At 40.2% G+C, this 14844-nt stretch carries 15 protein-coding genes and 1 pseudogene; 9 read left to right on the top strand and 7 right to left on the bottom strand.

Annotated features, from left to right (window positions below; translation table 11 throughout):
* The first annotated feature begins 3 nt into the window (after nucleotides 1-3).
* Complete coding sequence (gene parC / locus SANK73390_RS22515) at nucleotides 4-2295, top strand: DNA topoisomerase IV subunit A (protein ID WP_462768538.1); 2292 nt, start codon at nucleotides 4-6, stop codon at nucleotides 2293-2295.
* A gap of 565 nt (nucleotides 2296-2860) precedes the next feature.
* On the opposite strand, the gene SANK73390_RS22510 is transcribed toward parC, so the two are convergent.
* The 5 genes from SANK73390_RS22510 to SANK73390_RS22490 form a co-directional block, all read right to left on the bottom strand.
* Nucleotides 2861-3172 (bottom strand): helix-turn-helix transcriptional regulator, encoded by a 312-nt coding sequence (locus SANK73390_RS22510; protein ID WP_261592050.1) that lies wholly within the window; start codon nucleotides 3170-3172, stop codon nucleotides 2861-2863.
* A gap of 10 nt (nucleotides 3173-3182) precedes the next feature.
* Nucleotides 3183-3551, bottom strand: a complete 369-nt coding sequence (locus SANK73390_RS22505; protein WP_261626197.1) for a hypothetical protein — start codon at nucleotides 3549-3551, stop codon at nucleotides 3183-3185.
* A 225-nt stretch (nucleotides 3552-3776) separates the two neighbouring features.
* Nucleotides 3777-4376 (bottom strand): hypothetical protein, encoded by a 600-nt coding sequence (locus tag SANK73390_RS22500; protein ID WP_462768537.1) that lies wholly within the window; start codon nucleotides 4374-4376, stop codon nucleotides 3777-3779.
* A gap of 3 nt (nucleotides 4377-4379) precedes the next feature.
* A complete protein-coding gene (locus SANK73390_RS22495) occupies nucleotides 4380-4583 on the bottom strand; it encodes a hypothetical protein (protein ID WP_462768535.1) in 204 nt (67 codons plus the stop codon).
* Complete coding sequence (locus SANK73390_RS22490) at nucleotides 4580-4837, bottom strand: helix-turn-helix domain-containing protein (protein WP_462768534.1); 258 nt, start codon at nucleotides 4835-4837, stop codon at nucleotides 4580-4582. Before SANK73390_RS22490 ends, SANK73390_RS22495 begins: the two co-directional genes overlap by 4 nt.
* A 488-nt stretch (nucleotides 4838-5325) precedes the next feature.
* Between SANK73390_RS22490 and SANK73390_RS22485 the strand changes: the two genes are divergently transcribed.
* On the top strand, nucleotides 5326-5481 hold the full coding sequence (locus SANK73390_RS22485; protein ID WP_462768532.1) for an SEC-C metal-binding domain-containing protein: 156 nt from the start codon (nucleotides 5326-5328) through the stop codon (nucleotides 5479-5481).
* The gene (locus tag SANK73390_RS22480; protein WP_462768531.1) at nucleotides 5411-5644 is read left to right on the top strand and encodes a DUF1016 N-terminal domain-containing protein; all 234 of its coding nucleotides are present in this window, start codon (nucleotides 5411-5413) and stop codon (nucleotides 5642-5644) included. Before SANK73390_RS22485 ends, SANK73390_RS22480 begins: the two co-directional genes overlap by 71 nt.
* Here the strand turns inward: SANK73390_RS22480 and SANK73390_RS22475 are convergent.
* Nucleotides 5579-5722: pseudogene (locus SANK73390_RS22475) on the bottom strand (transposase); the annotation flags it as partial. The gene SANK73390_RS22480 and the pseudogene SANK73390_RS22475 overlap by 66 nt on opposite strands.
* Before the next feature lie 229 nt (nucleotides 5723-5951).
* Between SANK73390_RS22475 and SANK73390_RS22470 the strand changes: the two are divergent.
* Both SANK73390_RS22470 and SANK73390_RS22465 read left to right on the top strand, forming a co-directional pair.
* Nucleotides 5952-6242: a helix-turn-helix domain-containing protein gene (locus tag SANK73390_RS22470; protein ID WP_462768530.1), complete on the top strand. Its 291-nt coding sequence runs from the start codon at nucleotides 5952-5954 to the stop codon at nucleotides 6240-6242.
* Nucleotides 6232-7584, top strand: a complete 1353-nt coding sequence (locus SANK73390_RS22465) for a type II toxin-antitoxin system HipA family toxin (RefSeq protein WP_462768529.1) — start codon at nucleotides 6232-6234, stop codon at nucleotides 7582-7584. The genes SANK73390_RS22470 and SANK73390_RS22465 overlap by 11 nt, the downstream gene beginning before the upstream one ends.
* Nucleotides 7585-7631: 47 nt before the next feature.
* Here the strand turns inward: SANK73390_RS22465 and SANK73390_RS22460 are convergent, their stop codons facing one another.
* On the bottom strand, nucleotides 7632-8804 hold the full coding sequence (locus SANK73390_RS22460) for a MerR family transcriptional regulator (RefSeq protein WP_462768528.1): 1173 nt from the start codon (nucleotides 8802-8804) through the stop codon (nucleotides 7632-7634).
* 331 nt (nucleotides 8805-9135) lie between these two features.
* Here SANK73390_RS22460 and mads1 point away from each other — a divergent pair, with 331 nt between their 5' ends.
* The 4 genes from mads1 to SANK73390_RS22440 are packed head-to-tail and all read left to right on the top strand — an operon-like array spanning nucleotide 9136 to nucleotide 14843.
* Nucleotides 9136-9312: a methylation-associated defense system helix-turn-helix domain-containing protein MAD1 gene (gene mads1 / locus SANK73390_RS22455; protein WP_462768527.1), complete on the top strand. Its 177-nt coding sequence runs from the start codon at nucleotides 9136-9138 to the stop codon at nucleotides 9310-9312.
* Nucleotides 9309-12398, top strand: coding sequence for a type I restriction endonuclease subunit R (locus tag SANK73390_RS22450; protein ID WP_462768526.1), 3090 nt, complete (start codon nucleotides 9309-9311; stop codon nucleotides 12396-12398). The genes mads1 and SANK73390_RS22450 overlap by 4 nt, the downstream gene beginning before the upstream one ends.
* On the top strand, nucleotides 12391-13662 hold the full coding sequence (locus SANK73390_RS22445; protein ID WP_462768525.1) for a restriction endonuclease subunit S: 1272 nt from the start codon (nucleotides 12391-12393) through the stop codon (nucleotides 13660-13662). Before SANK73390_RS22450 ends, SANK73390_RS22445 begins: the two co-directional genes overlap by 8 nt.
* Nucleotides 13659-14843, top strand: a complete 1185-nt coding sequence (locus SANK73390_RS22440) for an AAA family ATPase (protein ID WP_462768524.1) — start codon at nucleotides 13659-13661, stop codon at nucleotides 14841-14843. Before SANK73390_RS22445 ends, SANK73390_RS22440 begins: the two co-directional genes overlap by 4 nt.
* Nucleotide 14844: the final 1 nt, after the last annotated feature.

The raw sequence follows: 14844 nt of genomic DNA, 5'->3' as shown, positions 1-14844 counted from the left end.
TACATGACTGATCCTCAAACCTTGTCTTTACAGGGGATTGAACAACAAACGATGGGGCGTTTTACCGAAGATGCCTATTTGAATTATTCTATGTATGTGATCATGGACCGTGCTTTACCTCACATTGGTGATGGTTTAAAGCCTGTGCAGCGTCGTATCGTGTATGCCATGAGTGAGCTGGGGTTATCGGCTGCAGCAAAATATAAAAAATCAGCCCGTACCGTGGGTGATGTGTTAGGTAAATACCACCCACATGGCGATAGCGCCTGTTACGAAGCCATGGTACTGATGGCGCAGCCGTTCTCATACCGCTACCCATTAGTTGATGGGCAAGGTAACTGGGGTGCGGCAGATGACCCTAAATCGTTTGCTGCAATGCGTTATACCGAAGCGCGTTTATCAAAATTCTCTGAAATATTATTAAAAGAATTAGGGCAGGGCACTGTCGATTGGACCCCTAACTTTGATGGCACTATGGATGAACCAAAGGTGCTGCCATCACGTTTGCCACATATTTTACTCAATGGTGTTACCGGTATTGCAGTTGGTATGGCAACCGACATTCCCCCTCATAATGTGAAAGAGTTGGCGAGTGCATGTTGCACCTTGCTTGATAAACCAAAAACGACGTTAGAAGAGTTGTTGGATATAGTACACGCACCGGATTACCCAACCGATGCTGAAATAATTACTGCTAAATCAGATATTAAAAAGATTTATACCACGGGACGTGGGTCAATTAAAATGCGCGCCGTGTATAGCGAAGAGCAAGGTGATATTGTGATCACTGCGTTGCCGCATCAATGCTCTGGTGGCAAAGTGCTTGAACAAATAGCCGCGCAAATGACCGCTAAAAAGTTGCCTATGGTAGCGGATTTACGAGATGAGTCAGATCACGAAAACCCAACCCGTATTGTTATCATACCGCGCTCAAATCGTGTGAAGCTAGAGCCTTTAATGGCGCATTTATTTGCCACTACTGATTTAGAAAAAAGCTACCGTGTTAATTTAAATATGATTGGCTTAGATGGCCGACCTCAGGTTAAAGATTTACTGCAAATTTTATCTGAGTGGCTAATTTTCCGCCGTGAAACAGTTCGTCGTCGATTACAATATCGACTTGATAAAGTGCTGGCTCGCTTGCATATTTTAGAAGGCTTAATGGCTGCCTTTTTAAATATTGACGAAGTTATTGATATTATTCGTACCCAAGATAAACCTAAAGAAGTCTTGATAGCACGTTTTGACTTATCTGATAAACAAGCTGAGGCCATATTAGATTTAAAACTGCGTCATTTAGCAAAACTCGAAGAAGTAAAAATTCGTGGTGAGCAAGATGAGCTAAGCGCAGAACGTGACAAGTTAGAGTTAACATTGGGCTCAGATCGCCGCATGTCGACGCTCATGAAAAAAGAAATTCAAGAAGCCGCTGAGCTGTACGGTGACGAGCGCCGCTCGCCGGTGATTGAGCGCTCAGAAGCCAAAGCTTTAAGTGAAAAAGACTTGATCCCATCAGAGGCTGTTACGGTGGTGCTTTCTGATAAAGGTTGGGCACGCGTAGCCAAAGGCCACGATATTGATGCCCAAGGGTTAAACTATCGCTCGGGCGATAGTTATAAAGCGTCAGCCAAAGGTAAGAGCAATCAACCTGCGGTATTTTTAGATACCTCAGGCCGCGCTTTTGCTACTGAAGCGCATAGCTTACCGTCGGCAAGAAGCCAAGGTGAGCCTATGACAGGGCGCTTTAACATGGCCACCGGTAGCACTTTTGAGCATGTGGTTATGGGTGAAGAAAAAACCATGTACTTAATGGCCACCGATGGGGGTTATGGTTTTATCACTGAATTTAACGATTTAGTGAGTAAAAACAAAAATGGTAAAGCACTGGTGAGTGTACCAAAAGGGGCTGAGTTGATGGCACCTATCACAGTTAATGATGTAGCAACCGATATGTGTATGGCCATTTCTAATGAAGGCCGTATGTTGTTATTCCCGTTACGTGATTTACCAAAACTGGGTAAAGGTAAAGGTAATAAAATTATTTCTATCCCAAGTGCCAAAGTGCAAGCCCGAGAAGAGTTTGTAAAAGTACTGGCTTGTATCCCAGAGGGAAGCTCAGTCACACTACATGCTGGTAAGCGAAAACTAACCCTTAAGCCCAGTGATTTAGAACATTACTATGGTGAGCGAGGCCGCAGAGGTAACAAGTTACCAAGAGGCTTACAGCGTGTGGATGAGTATGACATTGAAAGTAAGGCCTCAGTATCGACTGGTGATGAGCCTGAACTTGAGTAGCCTTAACAAGTAGAGTTTTGTTTAAATTGATAAGAAAAAGCCGCGACTTGAAGACGTGCCACTCGTTTAAGATGATGAGACTCTAAAACAAGCTCACAATGACGAAATAGGCTCAACTCTGAGACTAATCAGGAAGAGGGCTGCGTACAAGCATACGCCAGTCGTCTTTCTGAGGAAGGTCATGATCTATAATGCTAAGCCGGTCGCAAGAGTGGTGCAAGTTCAGCCTTTATAAAAGCAAACTTTTCAATTCAGCATTAACTGATAAAGAGTGATCGTGAGGGAATATCAGTACTATAAATTCGAGCTTCTGGATGGGTATTTAGATAATAAGCAGGGCAAATACTCAGAGCTATTTCAGCTGTGCCGACATCTCTGCTACGTCCTTCCAAGTGTATTACACCTACAGTGACTTAAAGGCTGAGCCTTCTGAGCTGATGTTAAAATACTTCGACATCGGTTTTTACTACGCCGATTGGGGCTCCATTTATGTTTACATCAAGCTACCAGCTGGAACTGTCCCTGCTCAACAGCCCCTAAAGATAATTAAAATGAAATAATTAATTTAACGAGATGTACGCTCTAGGTTGCATGTGTGGGAGGAATTTACTGCGGGGGCAAGTTCGGCAGCAGTAGAAGAGGCTGGTAAGCTGGTAAGATTACGTCCAAACATCAAATATATTTCGTAGGCTTGGACTAAGTTCATCACTGTTTTGCCGCTTTCAAAGTTGCTGATGGTGGCTTGATCGACACCGAGCAAAGTCGCAAGTTGTTTTTGTGTGAGGCCATGTTCTTTTCTGAGCTTGCGTATCATGGTTTGTAACTCGTTTTTAAATTGCGTAACAAGGGTTTTTCTGCGAGCAGTGTTGTGTTTCATCGTCGTTTCCTTAGAGCAAAATCGTGTTGATCAAGTTAACGGCATTATTGATGGGCATAGCTCTTTGCTTAACGAGTTCGTTAGATACCCCTTGTATTGCTTCATAATCATCTAAAAAGAGCGCTAAATCGTATTGCTTACTGTTATAGCTGTTAATATGCACCAATACATAGCAGCGCAGATGCAGTGCATCAAGTTGGCGTATTAGGTCAATATCTTGTGCTGTCATATTTGGCTTTAGTCGTTTAGTGATTTTATTGGCAAATACATGTTTAATATAAACAGTCTGCTTATCCTTATGATATACATAAGTATCTTTAAAGCCATTAACAGGTTTAATTGTGGCATTAACGCCATTTAATAGACTTGCGCCATCCATAGTGCTCTCTCAATTCGTTACGGTGAGTTAGCATTATGGTTATAAGTATGTGAAAAAATCTCCACACGGTAGAAAATAATCCAATTAATTTGTGGAAGCGGGTTTAAAAGGGATGAGAGCCTAAGTTAGTGTGGGATTAAAAAGTGATTAGAATGGACTTCGGCTGGCAATCTAACTGCCAGCCAGTATTTTTAAATGTCACACATTGTGAAATGAAAAGTGTTGTTAAAGCGCGTTCGCTTCATCCGAGCGATTCGACTTAGCTTCAACAATCATCATGGTCAGCAAAGCACCACAGCAAAGTGCCCATGCAATATAGATAAGTCCTTCAAAGTTATCGTAAATGAGGGTCCAAGATTTAAATTCAAAGTAGGACCAAGCTATGTTTTCTAATAATGCTAAAAGGTTAACCGTTGCCATGTAAATAAAAATCCAATGAAAAACGCCATCAAAGTGAGTTAACTTAATGTTGTTTGACTTAGATAATGCACGAGAGACTTGCACTCTAAAAATGAGAACTATGGCGATTAAAAGGCTTATTAGCAACTGAACTCCGTAAATCAGAGTGCCCTGTAATAACTGATTGTCTTCAGGTGTAGCTTCATTAATTAACCCAGTTTCAAAAATTATGTGGCTAACTCCTGTAAAAGTGAATATGAATCCTGCGATATGGGCCATATTTATATTTTTTGTGTATACCCCGTATAGAGTAGAAAAACCTAATAAAGATAAATATAAAGGTGTAACAATGCGATCTTCCCATAGCTGAATATAAAAAAATGCTATAGAAGCAATAGTCAGTAAAATTAAGTTGGAGAGTTTCATGTTCTATCCTTGAAAATCATCTAAAGTGGGGATTGGTACAGAAATAACTGCCTGTGTAACTCTAGGTGGTTTATTCGCTGTTCCACCACCTACTATAAAAGCACAGCAATCAGCATTTAGTTCACGAGCAATTTTGTTTCGCTTATTGTTAGATGAAATGAATAAATTCATAGAACTAAATACATGGTGTAGGCTTAATTTGTTCATGGTTCTTCATCCTGTAAGTTGGGTTTTTCTTTACTGTTGGTGATATCGCGGATCTGTTTTATTTCGTTTAATAACGACCCTGCGTCTATCTTACAATATAAAAACCACAAAAAAAGCTGTTTTGAACGAATATCACTCACACCTAATTCGTAGTTAATAACGGTTTTTCTGTCACACTTAAGCTTTTTTGCCATCGCGTCTTGAGATATCCCCGCATTGACTCGCATGGCTTTTAAATCATCACCATCTATCACACCCTTATCCTTTTATTGTTGGGGAGATTTTTTCATAGCTAAATATACAGTCTGTTAACAACGAAGTGCAGGTGTTAAAACAATAAGAAAATGTCAACGTTGTCAATGCATGAAAAAATTACAGTTACTGCTTTAAAAACAGACAGGCTAAAGAATATTTATAAATAAACTAAAAATCAACGATTCATTTACATAAAGTGTTATTTTGTACCTAAGTTAACTGATTGGTAAAATCTAAACTCTATAGTGTTGAACCATGGAAAACAATGCCGTTTTACACTGCTATTATTTATTACTCAAAAATGGGTGTTTTTTTAAAGCGTTATCGAATTTGCCGCGAGTATTGGTTATGCTAATTGGAATAAGGCAAGGCAAGTTATTGAAGAACTACCTGCACAGCACTCAGCCAACTTACTCATCTCCCAAAGCAGCAGAGCAGCGAAAATAGGAAAATACAGTGTTTTTTACAACATTAAGAGAGGTTTATAATGAAGCTTGGTCGTAATGATCCTCGCCACTGTGGCAGTGGTAAAAAATTTAAACGTTGTTGTATGAGCAGCGTTTCCAAGCAACATGCCCAAGTATTTGCAGACACTGTCTGCAAAATTGAGCTGGTCGCATTACACACAATTAATTCGTATTGAAAACCAAGCCGCGCGGCTTTGGTATATGCAAGAATCTGCCGAGCAAAACTGGAGCGTACGCGCGCTTGAACGCCAAGTGGGCACGTTATATTACGAGCTGATACTCAGGCTTCAAATCAGCCATGAACGCTTTTTGATTTTTAGAGGCGACATACTTCATTGAATTGCGTATTTGATGAACGATACACAATTGAATTTCGGTCTCTGGGAAAATAGTTTTTATTGCCTCAGGAAACCCTGTTTGCCGACCAAACTGCCCACCACTTGCCTATGGCTTTTACTAAATCTTAGTGGTTAGCAATGGAAAAATAGTGCCGTTTTTATGCTGCAGTTAGGACTCAAAAATAGCAGTTTAGAAAGGCTTTATCGAGTGATTTTTTCAACACTCCATCCAGCAATGGATACAATAATATCCATTTTCTGTTTATTTCGCTATAATGGATATAACTGTATCCATTTAGTCTTTGCGGATGAATTTTACCTTAATTGATGATACCGATGTAAGCCAAGCCTATGCGGCTTATCTACGTGAGTTACGTCAACGAGCAAAGTTGTCACGAGCGGCGCTTGCTGAGCGAAGCTGTGTACCTGCGGCCACCATTAAGAAATTTGAGCTGACCGGGCAAATTTCATTCCGCCAATTGCTGTTGCTTTGGCAGACACTTGATTCGCTAGATAGGCTCTATCAACTAACACAGCCGAACAAAGAGCGCACCACTATGCCCACTAGCATTGATGAGGTGCTAAAAGATGAGTTTTAAACCCATTCAAAAACTCGCCGTAACTCGTACGTTAAGCTCAGGTGAGCAGGTTGCTGTAGGGGTCTTGGCGCAGAATCGGCAAGGCGTTTTTTTTCAGTATGCAGACAGCTATTTGCAGCAGTTTGGTAATTTATCACCTTTTACCTTGCAAGCGAATGCGCAAGTTCAAGTTGCACCTAAAGCGCCGCACCAGGGTGTACATGGCGTATTTGGAGATTGTTTGCCCGATGGCTGGGGCATGTTGTTACAAGATCGTATTTTCCGGCAAAAGGGCATCCTGTCTAATCAATTAACGGCAATGGATAGGCTGGCCTTTGTCGGTGATAAAGGCATGGGAGCGCTGTCTTTTTCTCCGGTGTCTGAGTTTTCAGCCACCACGCACGCGGATATTGATTTAGCTATTTTAGGCTTAGAAGCACAAACGCTGTTTGATGCTTCAATGTCAGATTATATGGATGATAATCACGATGAGTTAGATGGGCATACTCAACAGGTGTTGGCTGCATTAGTCGCCGGAGGTAGTTCAGGTGGGGCAAGACCCAAGGCGCAGATTTATATGCCCGCAGGGGAAATTCAGCATTGTCGAACCTTTGCTCAGCCTAGAGATGAGGCTTGGCTGATTAAGTTTACCTCTAAAAATCTCGCGCTCGGGCATGAAGAAGGTTTGTGCGAGGCGGTCTATTTACAAATGGCTGAGCAAGCTAAGTGTCAACCACCAGTTTGGCAACTCATTGAAGCGCCGCCTACTAGCGGTGCGCCTGCTTGGTTGGCGCTCAAGCGTTTTGATTATGTCACTCAACAGACCAATTTAAGCGGCAATCGCAGTTCAGGTCGCTTGCATATGCACAGCGCTTGCGGGCTATTGGATGCAGACTTTCGAACGCCAAGTTTAGATTACATTGACTTGATCAAAGCCAGCCGTCAGTTGTGTAAATCTCCAGCGGCTGGACAGCTGCAATTTCGCCGTGCCGTTTTTAACCTGCTGTCGTCTAATCAAGACGACCACAGTAAAAACTGGGCGTTTTTGCAAGCGGATGACGGTCAATGGGATCCTGCACCTTTTTACGATGTTACCTACAGCCCACATCCATTCAACGAACACGCCACTACGTTCGGGGGTTATGGCAAAGCGCCACCGCTTAAGGTGATGCAAAAACTTGCTACCAGTGCTGGCTTTGCGAATTGGAATGATGCAAAGCAAGTCATTGAAGAAGTCGCAGAAGCCATCAGCCAATTTACGTATCTGGCACAGCAGCAAGGGATCAGTAAAACAACAGTGTCTGCGATTGCTAAGACATTGGATCAGCGCAAACAAGAAAATGCAGCGCTTTATTATCGCTAAGCCTCATCCTAAAGCTCAGTTAAACGGTGTTTGTGTCAGGGGCCTTTTTACACCCCTTTACGTAGCACAAACATGTGGTACCCAAACTCGCCTAGGTAACGTTCATAAGTCGCAATTTCTCGCTCAATATCCATAATGGCGCTGGAATTTGGCATGCTTGCTTTTACTTCTGCAACTCGCGCTTTGAGTGGTTGATAGTAATCGTGCCATGCTTTTTCTCTTAAGGTGAAATGATCAATCACATCAAAGCCTGCTTGGCGCATTTGGCTTAAGCGTTTTTCGATGGTTTGCATATCTGGGTATTCACCTTCCCAGAATGCGACCGCCTCTTGGCTTGGGTTACCGGTTAACCAGATCAAATCACTGACGACCATATAGCCAAGATTAGTCAGTAGTTTACGCCACTGGGTTAACGCTTGCTCAACCCCCATTATGTAAGCTGAGCCTTCTGACCAGATGCAATCAAAGTTTTCAGGTGCAAAAGGCAAATCCGTCATGCTGGCGCAGCTTAAGGTAACGCGGGTATCTAACCCCTGCTCAGTGAGACGTTCACCGAGTTCATCCAGCGCACTTTGCTCGTTATCCACTGCCATAATCTCGGCTTGGGTGTGTTTTGCCAATAACCGGGTTGAAAAGCCTTTGCCGCAGCCAATATCAATGATCTTGGTGGGTATTTTTGGCAGTGTGGACAATGCTTTTAGTGTATCGGCATCAGAACTTGGCCCCCAGCGTTCTAAGTGTTGGAATACCGTCATAAAATCGGCCATGTATTGATCGTGTTCGTTCATATCTTTTGATAACCATTTCAAATGCAGGGCTTGTTGTTCATTAAACCCTTGTTGCTTTAACCACTCCAGATGGGCGTCTGGTGCTAATTTATCGGTCTGTTGGTGCCAAATACGAAGTGAACCTTCACCCAGCAAGGCAGCAAGTAACGCGCGAGCTTGTTGCTTTTGAGCGATGTCTTCGTCCAGCTGCTGCAAGCGCTTTTCAAGTACAGAGCGCTGCACCTTGCTGTCCAAAAAGGATTTACATTCCTTAAGTGTTAAACCACCCACTTGCAGTTGTTGCAACAAGCGCAACTGCTGAACATCTTTATCTGAATACAGTCGATAGCCGTTGGTTTGGCGAACACCCTGCAACAAACCTAGCCTCTCGTAGTAGAGCAAGGTTGACCGTGACAGCCCGACTTTTTCAGCTAACTCAGAAATGCGATACACAGATAAAACGTCCTTTCCGTTCTTTTTTATTCATGGCGCGGCTGGCTCAAACAGACCAGAACGCGAATGACGATAAACTATGAAGTTATAGACAGGTCAAATGTTGTTAGCAAAAAATATCGTTCAGTTTTGATTGGTTGAAAGCTTGACTGCCGCATTCAGGTCTACAAATTTTTACCTATGAAGTCACTTTGTGTAGACCTCTAACCGCTGGATTTTCCCGTTCATTAAAATACACAGATGACTATGTAACTCCCACTCTATCCTCATAGTTCTTGTTTATCCCTCAATTTTCTCATAACCTATCCAGTATCAAATTTGAGGACTCAATATGTCTAGTGAAATTCTTACCATTAAGGAGTTAGCTGAATACTTGAAGCTAACCGAAAAAACAGCATATAGACTCGCTGCTGAAGGTAAGTTGCCGGGATTTAAGGTCGGTGGTTCGTGGCGGTTTAAAAGTGAAGATGTTGAAGTATGGATAGAAGAGCAAAAGGATAAAGAATGACAAAAGAACAACAAATTGAAGACGCTCTGATCTCAAAATTAGAAGACCTCAAATATACTTATCGTCGGGATATTCGAGATAAAGCTTCTCTTGAGAAAAACTTTCGCGAAAAGTTTGAAGCTTTGAACTACGTAAAACTTACTGATTCAGAATTCGCCCGACTTCGAGATGAAATAGTAACAGCAGATGTGTTTACTGCTGCCAAAACGCTGCGCGAACAAGGTTACTTCCAACGCGAAGATGGAACACCTTTGCATTACACGCTAGTGAACATCAAAGATTGGTGTAAAAACGAATTTGAAGTAATAAACCAATTACGCATCAATACAGATAATAGTCATCATCGTTATGATGTCATTTTGCTAATTAATGGCGTACCTGTTGTACAAATTGAACTTAAGAACCATCAAATCGTTACCCGTCGAGCGATGGAACAAATAGTCGAGTATAAAAACGGCCAAGGCAACGGCTATGGCAATACACTGATGTGCTTCATGCAGCTATTTATAGTCAGCAACGAATACAACACTTATTACTTTGCTAACAACCGTAATGAACACTTTAGCTTCAATGCTGACGAACGCTTCTTACCTATTTATCAATTGGCAGACGAAGATAATAAGAACATTGCACACCTACATGATTTCGCTAATGACTTTCTAGCCAAATGTACTTTGGGTCAAATGATTAGTCGCTATATGGTGTTAGTTCAGTCCGAACAAAAGCTTTTAATGATGCGCCCTTATCAAGTATATGCCGTTAAAGCGATTGTAGATTGCATCCACCAAAACCGTGGTAATGGGTACATTTGGCACACTACTGGTTCAGGTAAAACACTCACTTCTTTTAAAGCATCAACACTTTTAAAAGATAACCCTGATATTGAAAAATGCTTATTCGTTGTAGATCGTAAAGATCTGGATCGCCAAACCCGTGAAGAATTCAACAAGTTTCAAGATGGTTGTGTAGAAGAAAATACTAATACTGAAACACTTGTACGTCGCATGTTATCTGAAGACTATGCTGACAAAGTAATAGTTACAACTATTCAAAAGCTAGGGTTAGCACTTGATGAAACAAGTAAACGAAATCAGAGTAAGCTAAAAGAAGGTAAGCAAACTTATAAAGAGCGTTTAGAGCCTCTGCGTGACAAACGTATTGTCTTCATATTTGATGAATGTCACCGTTCACAGTTTGGAGATAATCATAAAGCAATAAAGAGCTTTTTTCCTAACGCTCAACTGTTTGGCTTTACTGGCACACCAATCTTTGAAGAAAACTCTACCTATACACAAATTGATGGCACAGTAGGCACATTCAAAACCACAAAAGATATATTTGAAAAAGAGCTACACGCTTATACCATTACTCATGCCATTGAAGATAAAAACGTATTAAGTTTCCATATTGATTATTTTGGTATAGATGAATCAAAAGCAATCGAAGACGGTAAAAGTAAGAAAGTTAATAAGCCCAAAAAAGTCACACCTCCACCAGAGGCTGTGGTTAAAGAGATTCTAAAAAAACATGATGCTGCAACAAGTGAGCGCCGTTTTAACGCTGTACTAGCTACCGCATCGATTAATCATGCTATCGAGTATGTTGAACAGTTTAAAATTCAACAAGAGCAACTACAAAGTGAAGACGAAAACTATAAACTGCTAAATGTCGCTTGTGTTTTCTCACCTCCTGCACAGCCACCTAAAAATGCAGAAGGAGCTAAAGAGGCAGATACCAAGTCAGTAGATAAGAATGTTAAAGACATTAAACAGCTTCAAGAAGATTTGCCTCAAGAAAAAGCAGACAACCAAGTAGAGCCAGAGAAGAAAAAGGCGGCTCTTAAAGCGATCTTAGTTGATTACAATAGCCAATACGGTACAAATCACACAATCAATGAATTTGATCTCTATTATCAAGATGTTCAACAACGCATCAAAGATCAAAAATACACAAATGCGGATTATCCACACAAGAATAAAATCGACATTACAATTGTTGTTGATATGTTGCTTACTGGGTTTGACTCTAAGTATTTAAACACCTTGTATGTCGATAAAAATCTTAAATACCATGGGTTAATACAAGCTTTCTCTCGTACGAATCGCGTATTAAACGACAGTAAACCGTGGGGCAACATCCTTGATTTTCGAGGGCAAGAAGACGAAGTAGAAAATGCTATTTCTCGCTTTTCAGGTCACAACCCCGAAAACGAAGACAAAGAAGTATGGTTGGTCGATCCTGCACCTGTAACCATCGAAAAATATCAAAATGCAGTCGAGAAGCTTGAAACTTTTATGAAAGAAAAAGGCTTAGATTGTACCCCTTCAGACGTAGTAAATCTTAAAGGTGATAGTGCAAAAGCAGACTTTATCAATCATTTTAAAGAAGTACAGAAGATTAAAACTCAAATTGATCAATACACTGAGTTGGAAGAAGAACAGCAACAGAAGATTGAGAAAGCACTACCAACTGATATTTTACGTGGATTTAAAGGGCAGTATTTAGAAACGGCTCAAGACCTTAAACGTAAACAAGATCAAAACAGTGGTGATAAAAGCGATGTTGACGACAAAGTTCAGCAACTAGATTTTGAATTTGTCTTGTTTGCTTCGGCAGTTATTGATTACGACTATATTATTAGCTTGATCGCTAAATCTACACAAGAACCAAGTAAACAGAAAATGACGCGTAAAGAAGTGATCGATATGATCAGCGCCAATGCCAACTTAATGGAAGAGCGTGAAGATATTATTGACTATATCAATAGCTTAAATACAGGTGAAGTTCTAACCACGAAGCAAATTCATGAAGGGTATCAAAAATTCAAAGCTGAAAAATCAGCGAATGAGTTAAATGAAATGGCAACAAAGCACAATCTCACACCAGAAGCACTTCAAGGCTTTGTTGATACAATTATTAATCGAATGATTTTTGATGGTGAACAGTTAACCGACTTATTGGAACCGCTTGAGTTAAGTTGGCGAGAACGCGGAAAAGTAGAGCGAGACTTAATGGAAGATTTAATTCCACATTTACATAAATTAGCCCAAGGGCGTGAAATTTCAGGGCTAGCGGTATATGAGTAATCAAAACGTAAATATTCCCTTACCAAAATTAAGATTTAAGATGGATGATGGTTCACAATTTCCAGACTGGAAAATAGTTCCACTGAAATCTATAGCCAGAAGACAAACTGCAAAAAATACTGATGAAAAAATTGATCGTGTTTTAACTAACTCGGCCACTGGTGGTGTTTTAGATCAAAAGGATTACTTTAAAAAAGATATTGCTACTAAAGGTAACTTACAAGGATATTATATAGTTGATAGAAATGATTACGTTTACAACCCTCGTATATCTTCCGCAGCCCCAGTAGGACCTATTTCAAAAAATAAAATTGGTAAGGGTGTAATGTCTCCCCTTTATACTGTTTTCAGATTAAATACTGAGAATAGTGATTTTTATGAGCACTTTTTTAAATCATCCAAATGGCACCACTATATGAAGATGATTTCTAATACTGGCGCGCGTCATGACAGGATGAGTATTTCTTCTAGTAATTTTATAAAGATGCCTGTTCCACAGGCTGACGAAAGAGAACAACTAAAAATTGCAGGTTGTTTGTCATCGCTCGACAATCTATATATGGCGGTAAAAAATAAACTTGAAACTACCAAAGCATATAAAAAAGGCTTAATTAAGCAACTTTTTCCTGCTGAAGATGAAAAATTACCTAAGCTGCGTTTTCCTGAATTTAAAGGTACATGGACGAAATGTGTTCTAGGAGATATTGCATCTTTTTCAAAAGGAAAAGGTATATCAAAGTCCGATATTACAGACGATGGTCAGTTGCCATGTATACGATATGGCCAGCTTTACACCGATTATGGAGAGACTATTGATAGGGTTATTTCGTTTACAAACATTTCTTCAAGTGATCTGGTATTAAGTAAAAAAAATGATGTAATTATTCCTGCTTCGGGAGAAACACATGAAGATATCGCTACAGCTAGTTGTTTAATGAATAGTGGAGTTGCACTAGGTAGCGATTTAAACATTATTCGTACAAATTGTGACGGTGTATTTTTATCATACTACCTTAATGGGGCTAAAAAGAATGATATAGCTCGTTTAGCACAAGGTGTTTCTGTAGTACATCTATACTCCTCTCAACTTAAAACACTTGAATTATGCTTGCCTGAAAATAGAGAACAACAAAAAATAGCAGAGTGTCTTTCATCTATAGATAACTTTATTTCTGAGCAAGAAAAATTACTTAAATCTTTAATAAAGCACAAAAACGGATTATTGCAGCAGCTATTCCCTGATTTGGATAATGTCAGTCTATGAGTGAATTAATTTTTCCATCTCTTGGTTCTGTTTCAACGCAGCTAAGGGAGGTCTTAGAAAACGGAGTTCAACGTGGCAATAAAACAATTACTATTAATCAAGTACTCCTCTTTGCCTATAACGGTACAGGAAAAACACGCCTATCAATGGCTTTTAAAAATTTTGGCAAGCAAGATGAAGACAGGGATACTTTATACTTTAATGCGTTTACCGAAGATTTGTTTCGCTGGGATAATGATTTAGAAAACGACGAACAACGAGTATTAAAAATTAATAGAGAATCTCGATTTTTCAATGGGTTACAAGAGTTGGAAATGGAAAATCGCATTCGCCCGTTGTTGCAGCGTTATGCCGATTTTGACTTTTTCATCGATTATGACGACTGGGTAGTTAACTTCACCCGTGAAGTTGAAGCTGAAACGGGCGCAGAAACAATTGAACATATTAAAGTATCTCGTGGTGAGGAGAACATCTTTGTCTGGTGTTTTTTTCTTGCGGTTGCTCAATTAGCGGTTGATCAACAAGAAGCTTATGAATGGGTAAAATATCTATATATTGATGATCCTATTTCATCATTAGATGATAACAATGCGATTGCTGTAGCAAGCCATCTGGCACAACTCTTAAAAAATGCAAACAGCTCAATAAAGACAGTTATATCTTCTCACCATACCTTATTTTTTAATGTAATTTGGAACGAGCTTAATGAAAAGAAAAAGCTACAGCCTTACTTTTTAAGTTATGACAAAGAAGCGCAGCTCTATAAACTTCGTTATACCAATAGCACGCCTTTTTTCCATCATGTAGCCTTGCTTGAACAGCTCCACCAAGCCTCGGAAACAGGAAATTTATATACTTATCACTTCAATATATTGCGTAGCATTCTTGAAAAAACAGCGACTTTTCATGGGTTCAAAAACTTTTCAGCTTGTATTGAGCAAGGTGATGATGATCCAGACGGTGTATTACATGCACGTATAGTCAATATTTTAAGCCACGGTAATTACTCTTTATTCGAACCTATGGAAATGACTGGCGAAAATAAGGTGCACTTCCGTCGGATATTAAATAACTTTTTAAATAATTATAGATTTAACCCTGAGCTGTTCCCCGAACCTGCGGAGCCACAAGAACCCGCAGCGAACCAAGAGCAGACTGAACAGCTAGTAGAGACAAACTAAT

The organism is Pseudoalteromonas sp. SANK 73390 (assembly GCF_054966645.1).
Note: the sequence above shows the minus strand (reverse complement) of the source record. Positions and strands in the feature narration are given on the sequence as shown.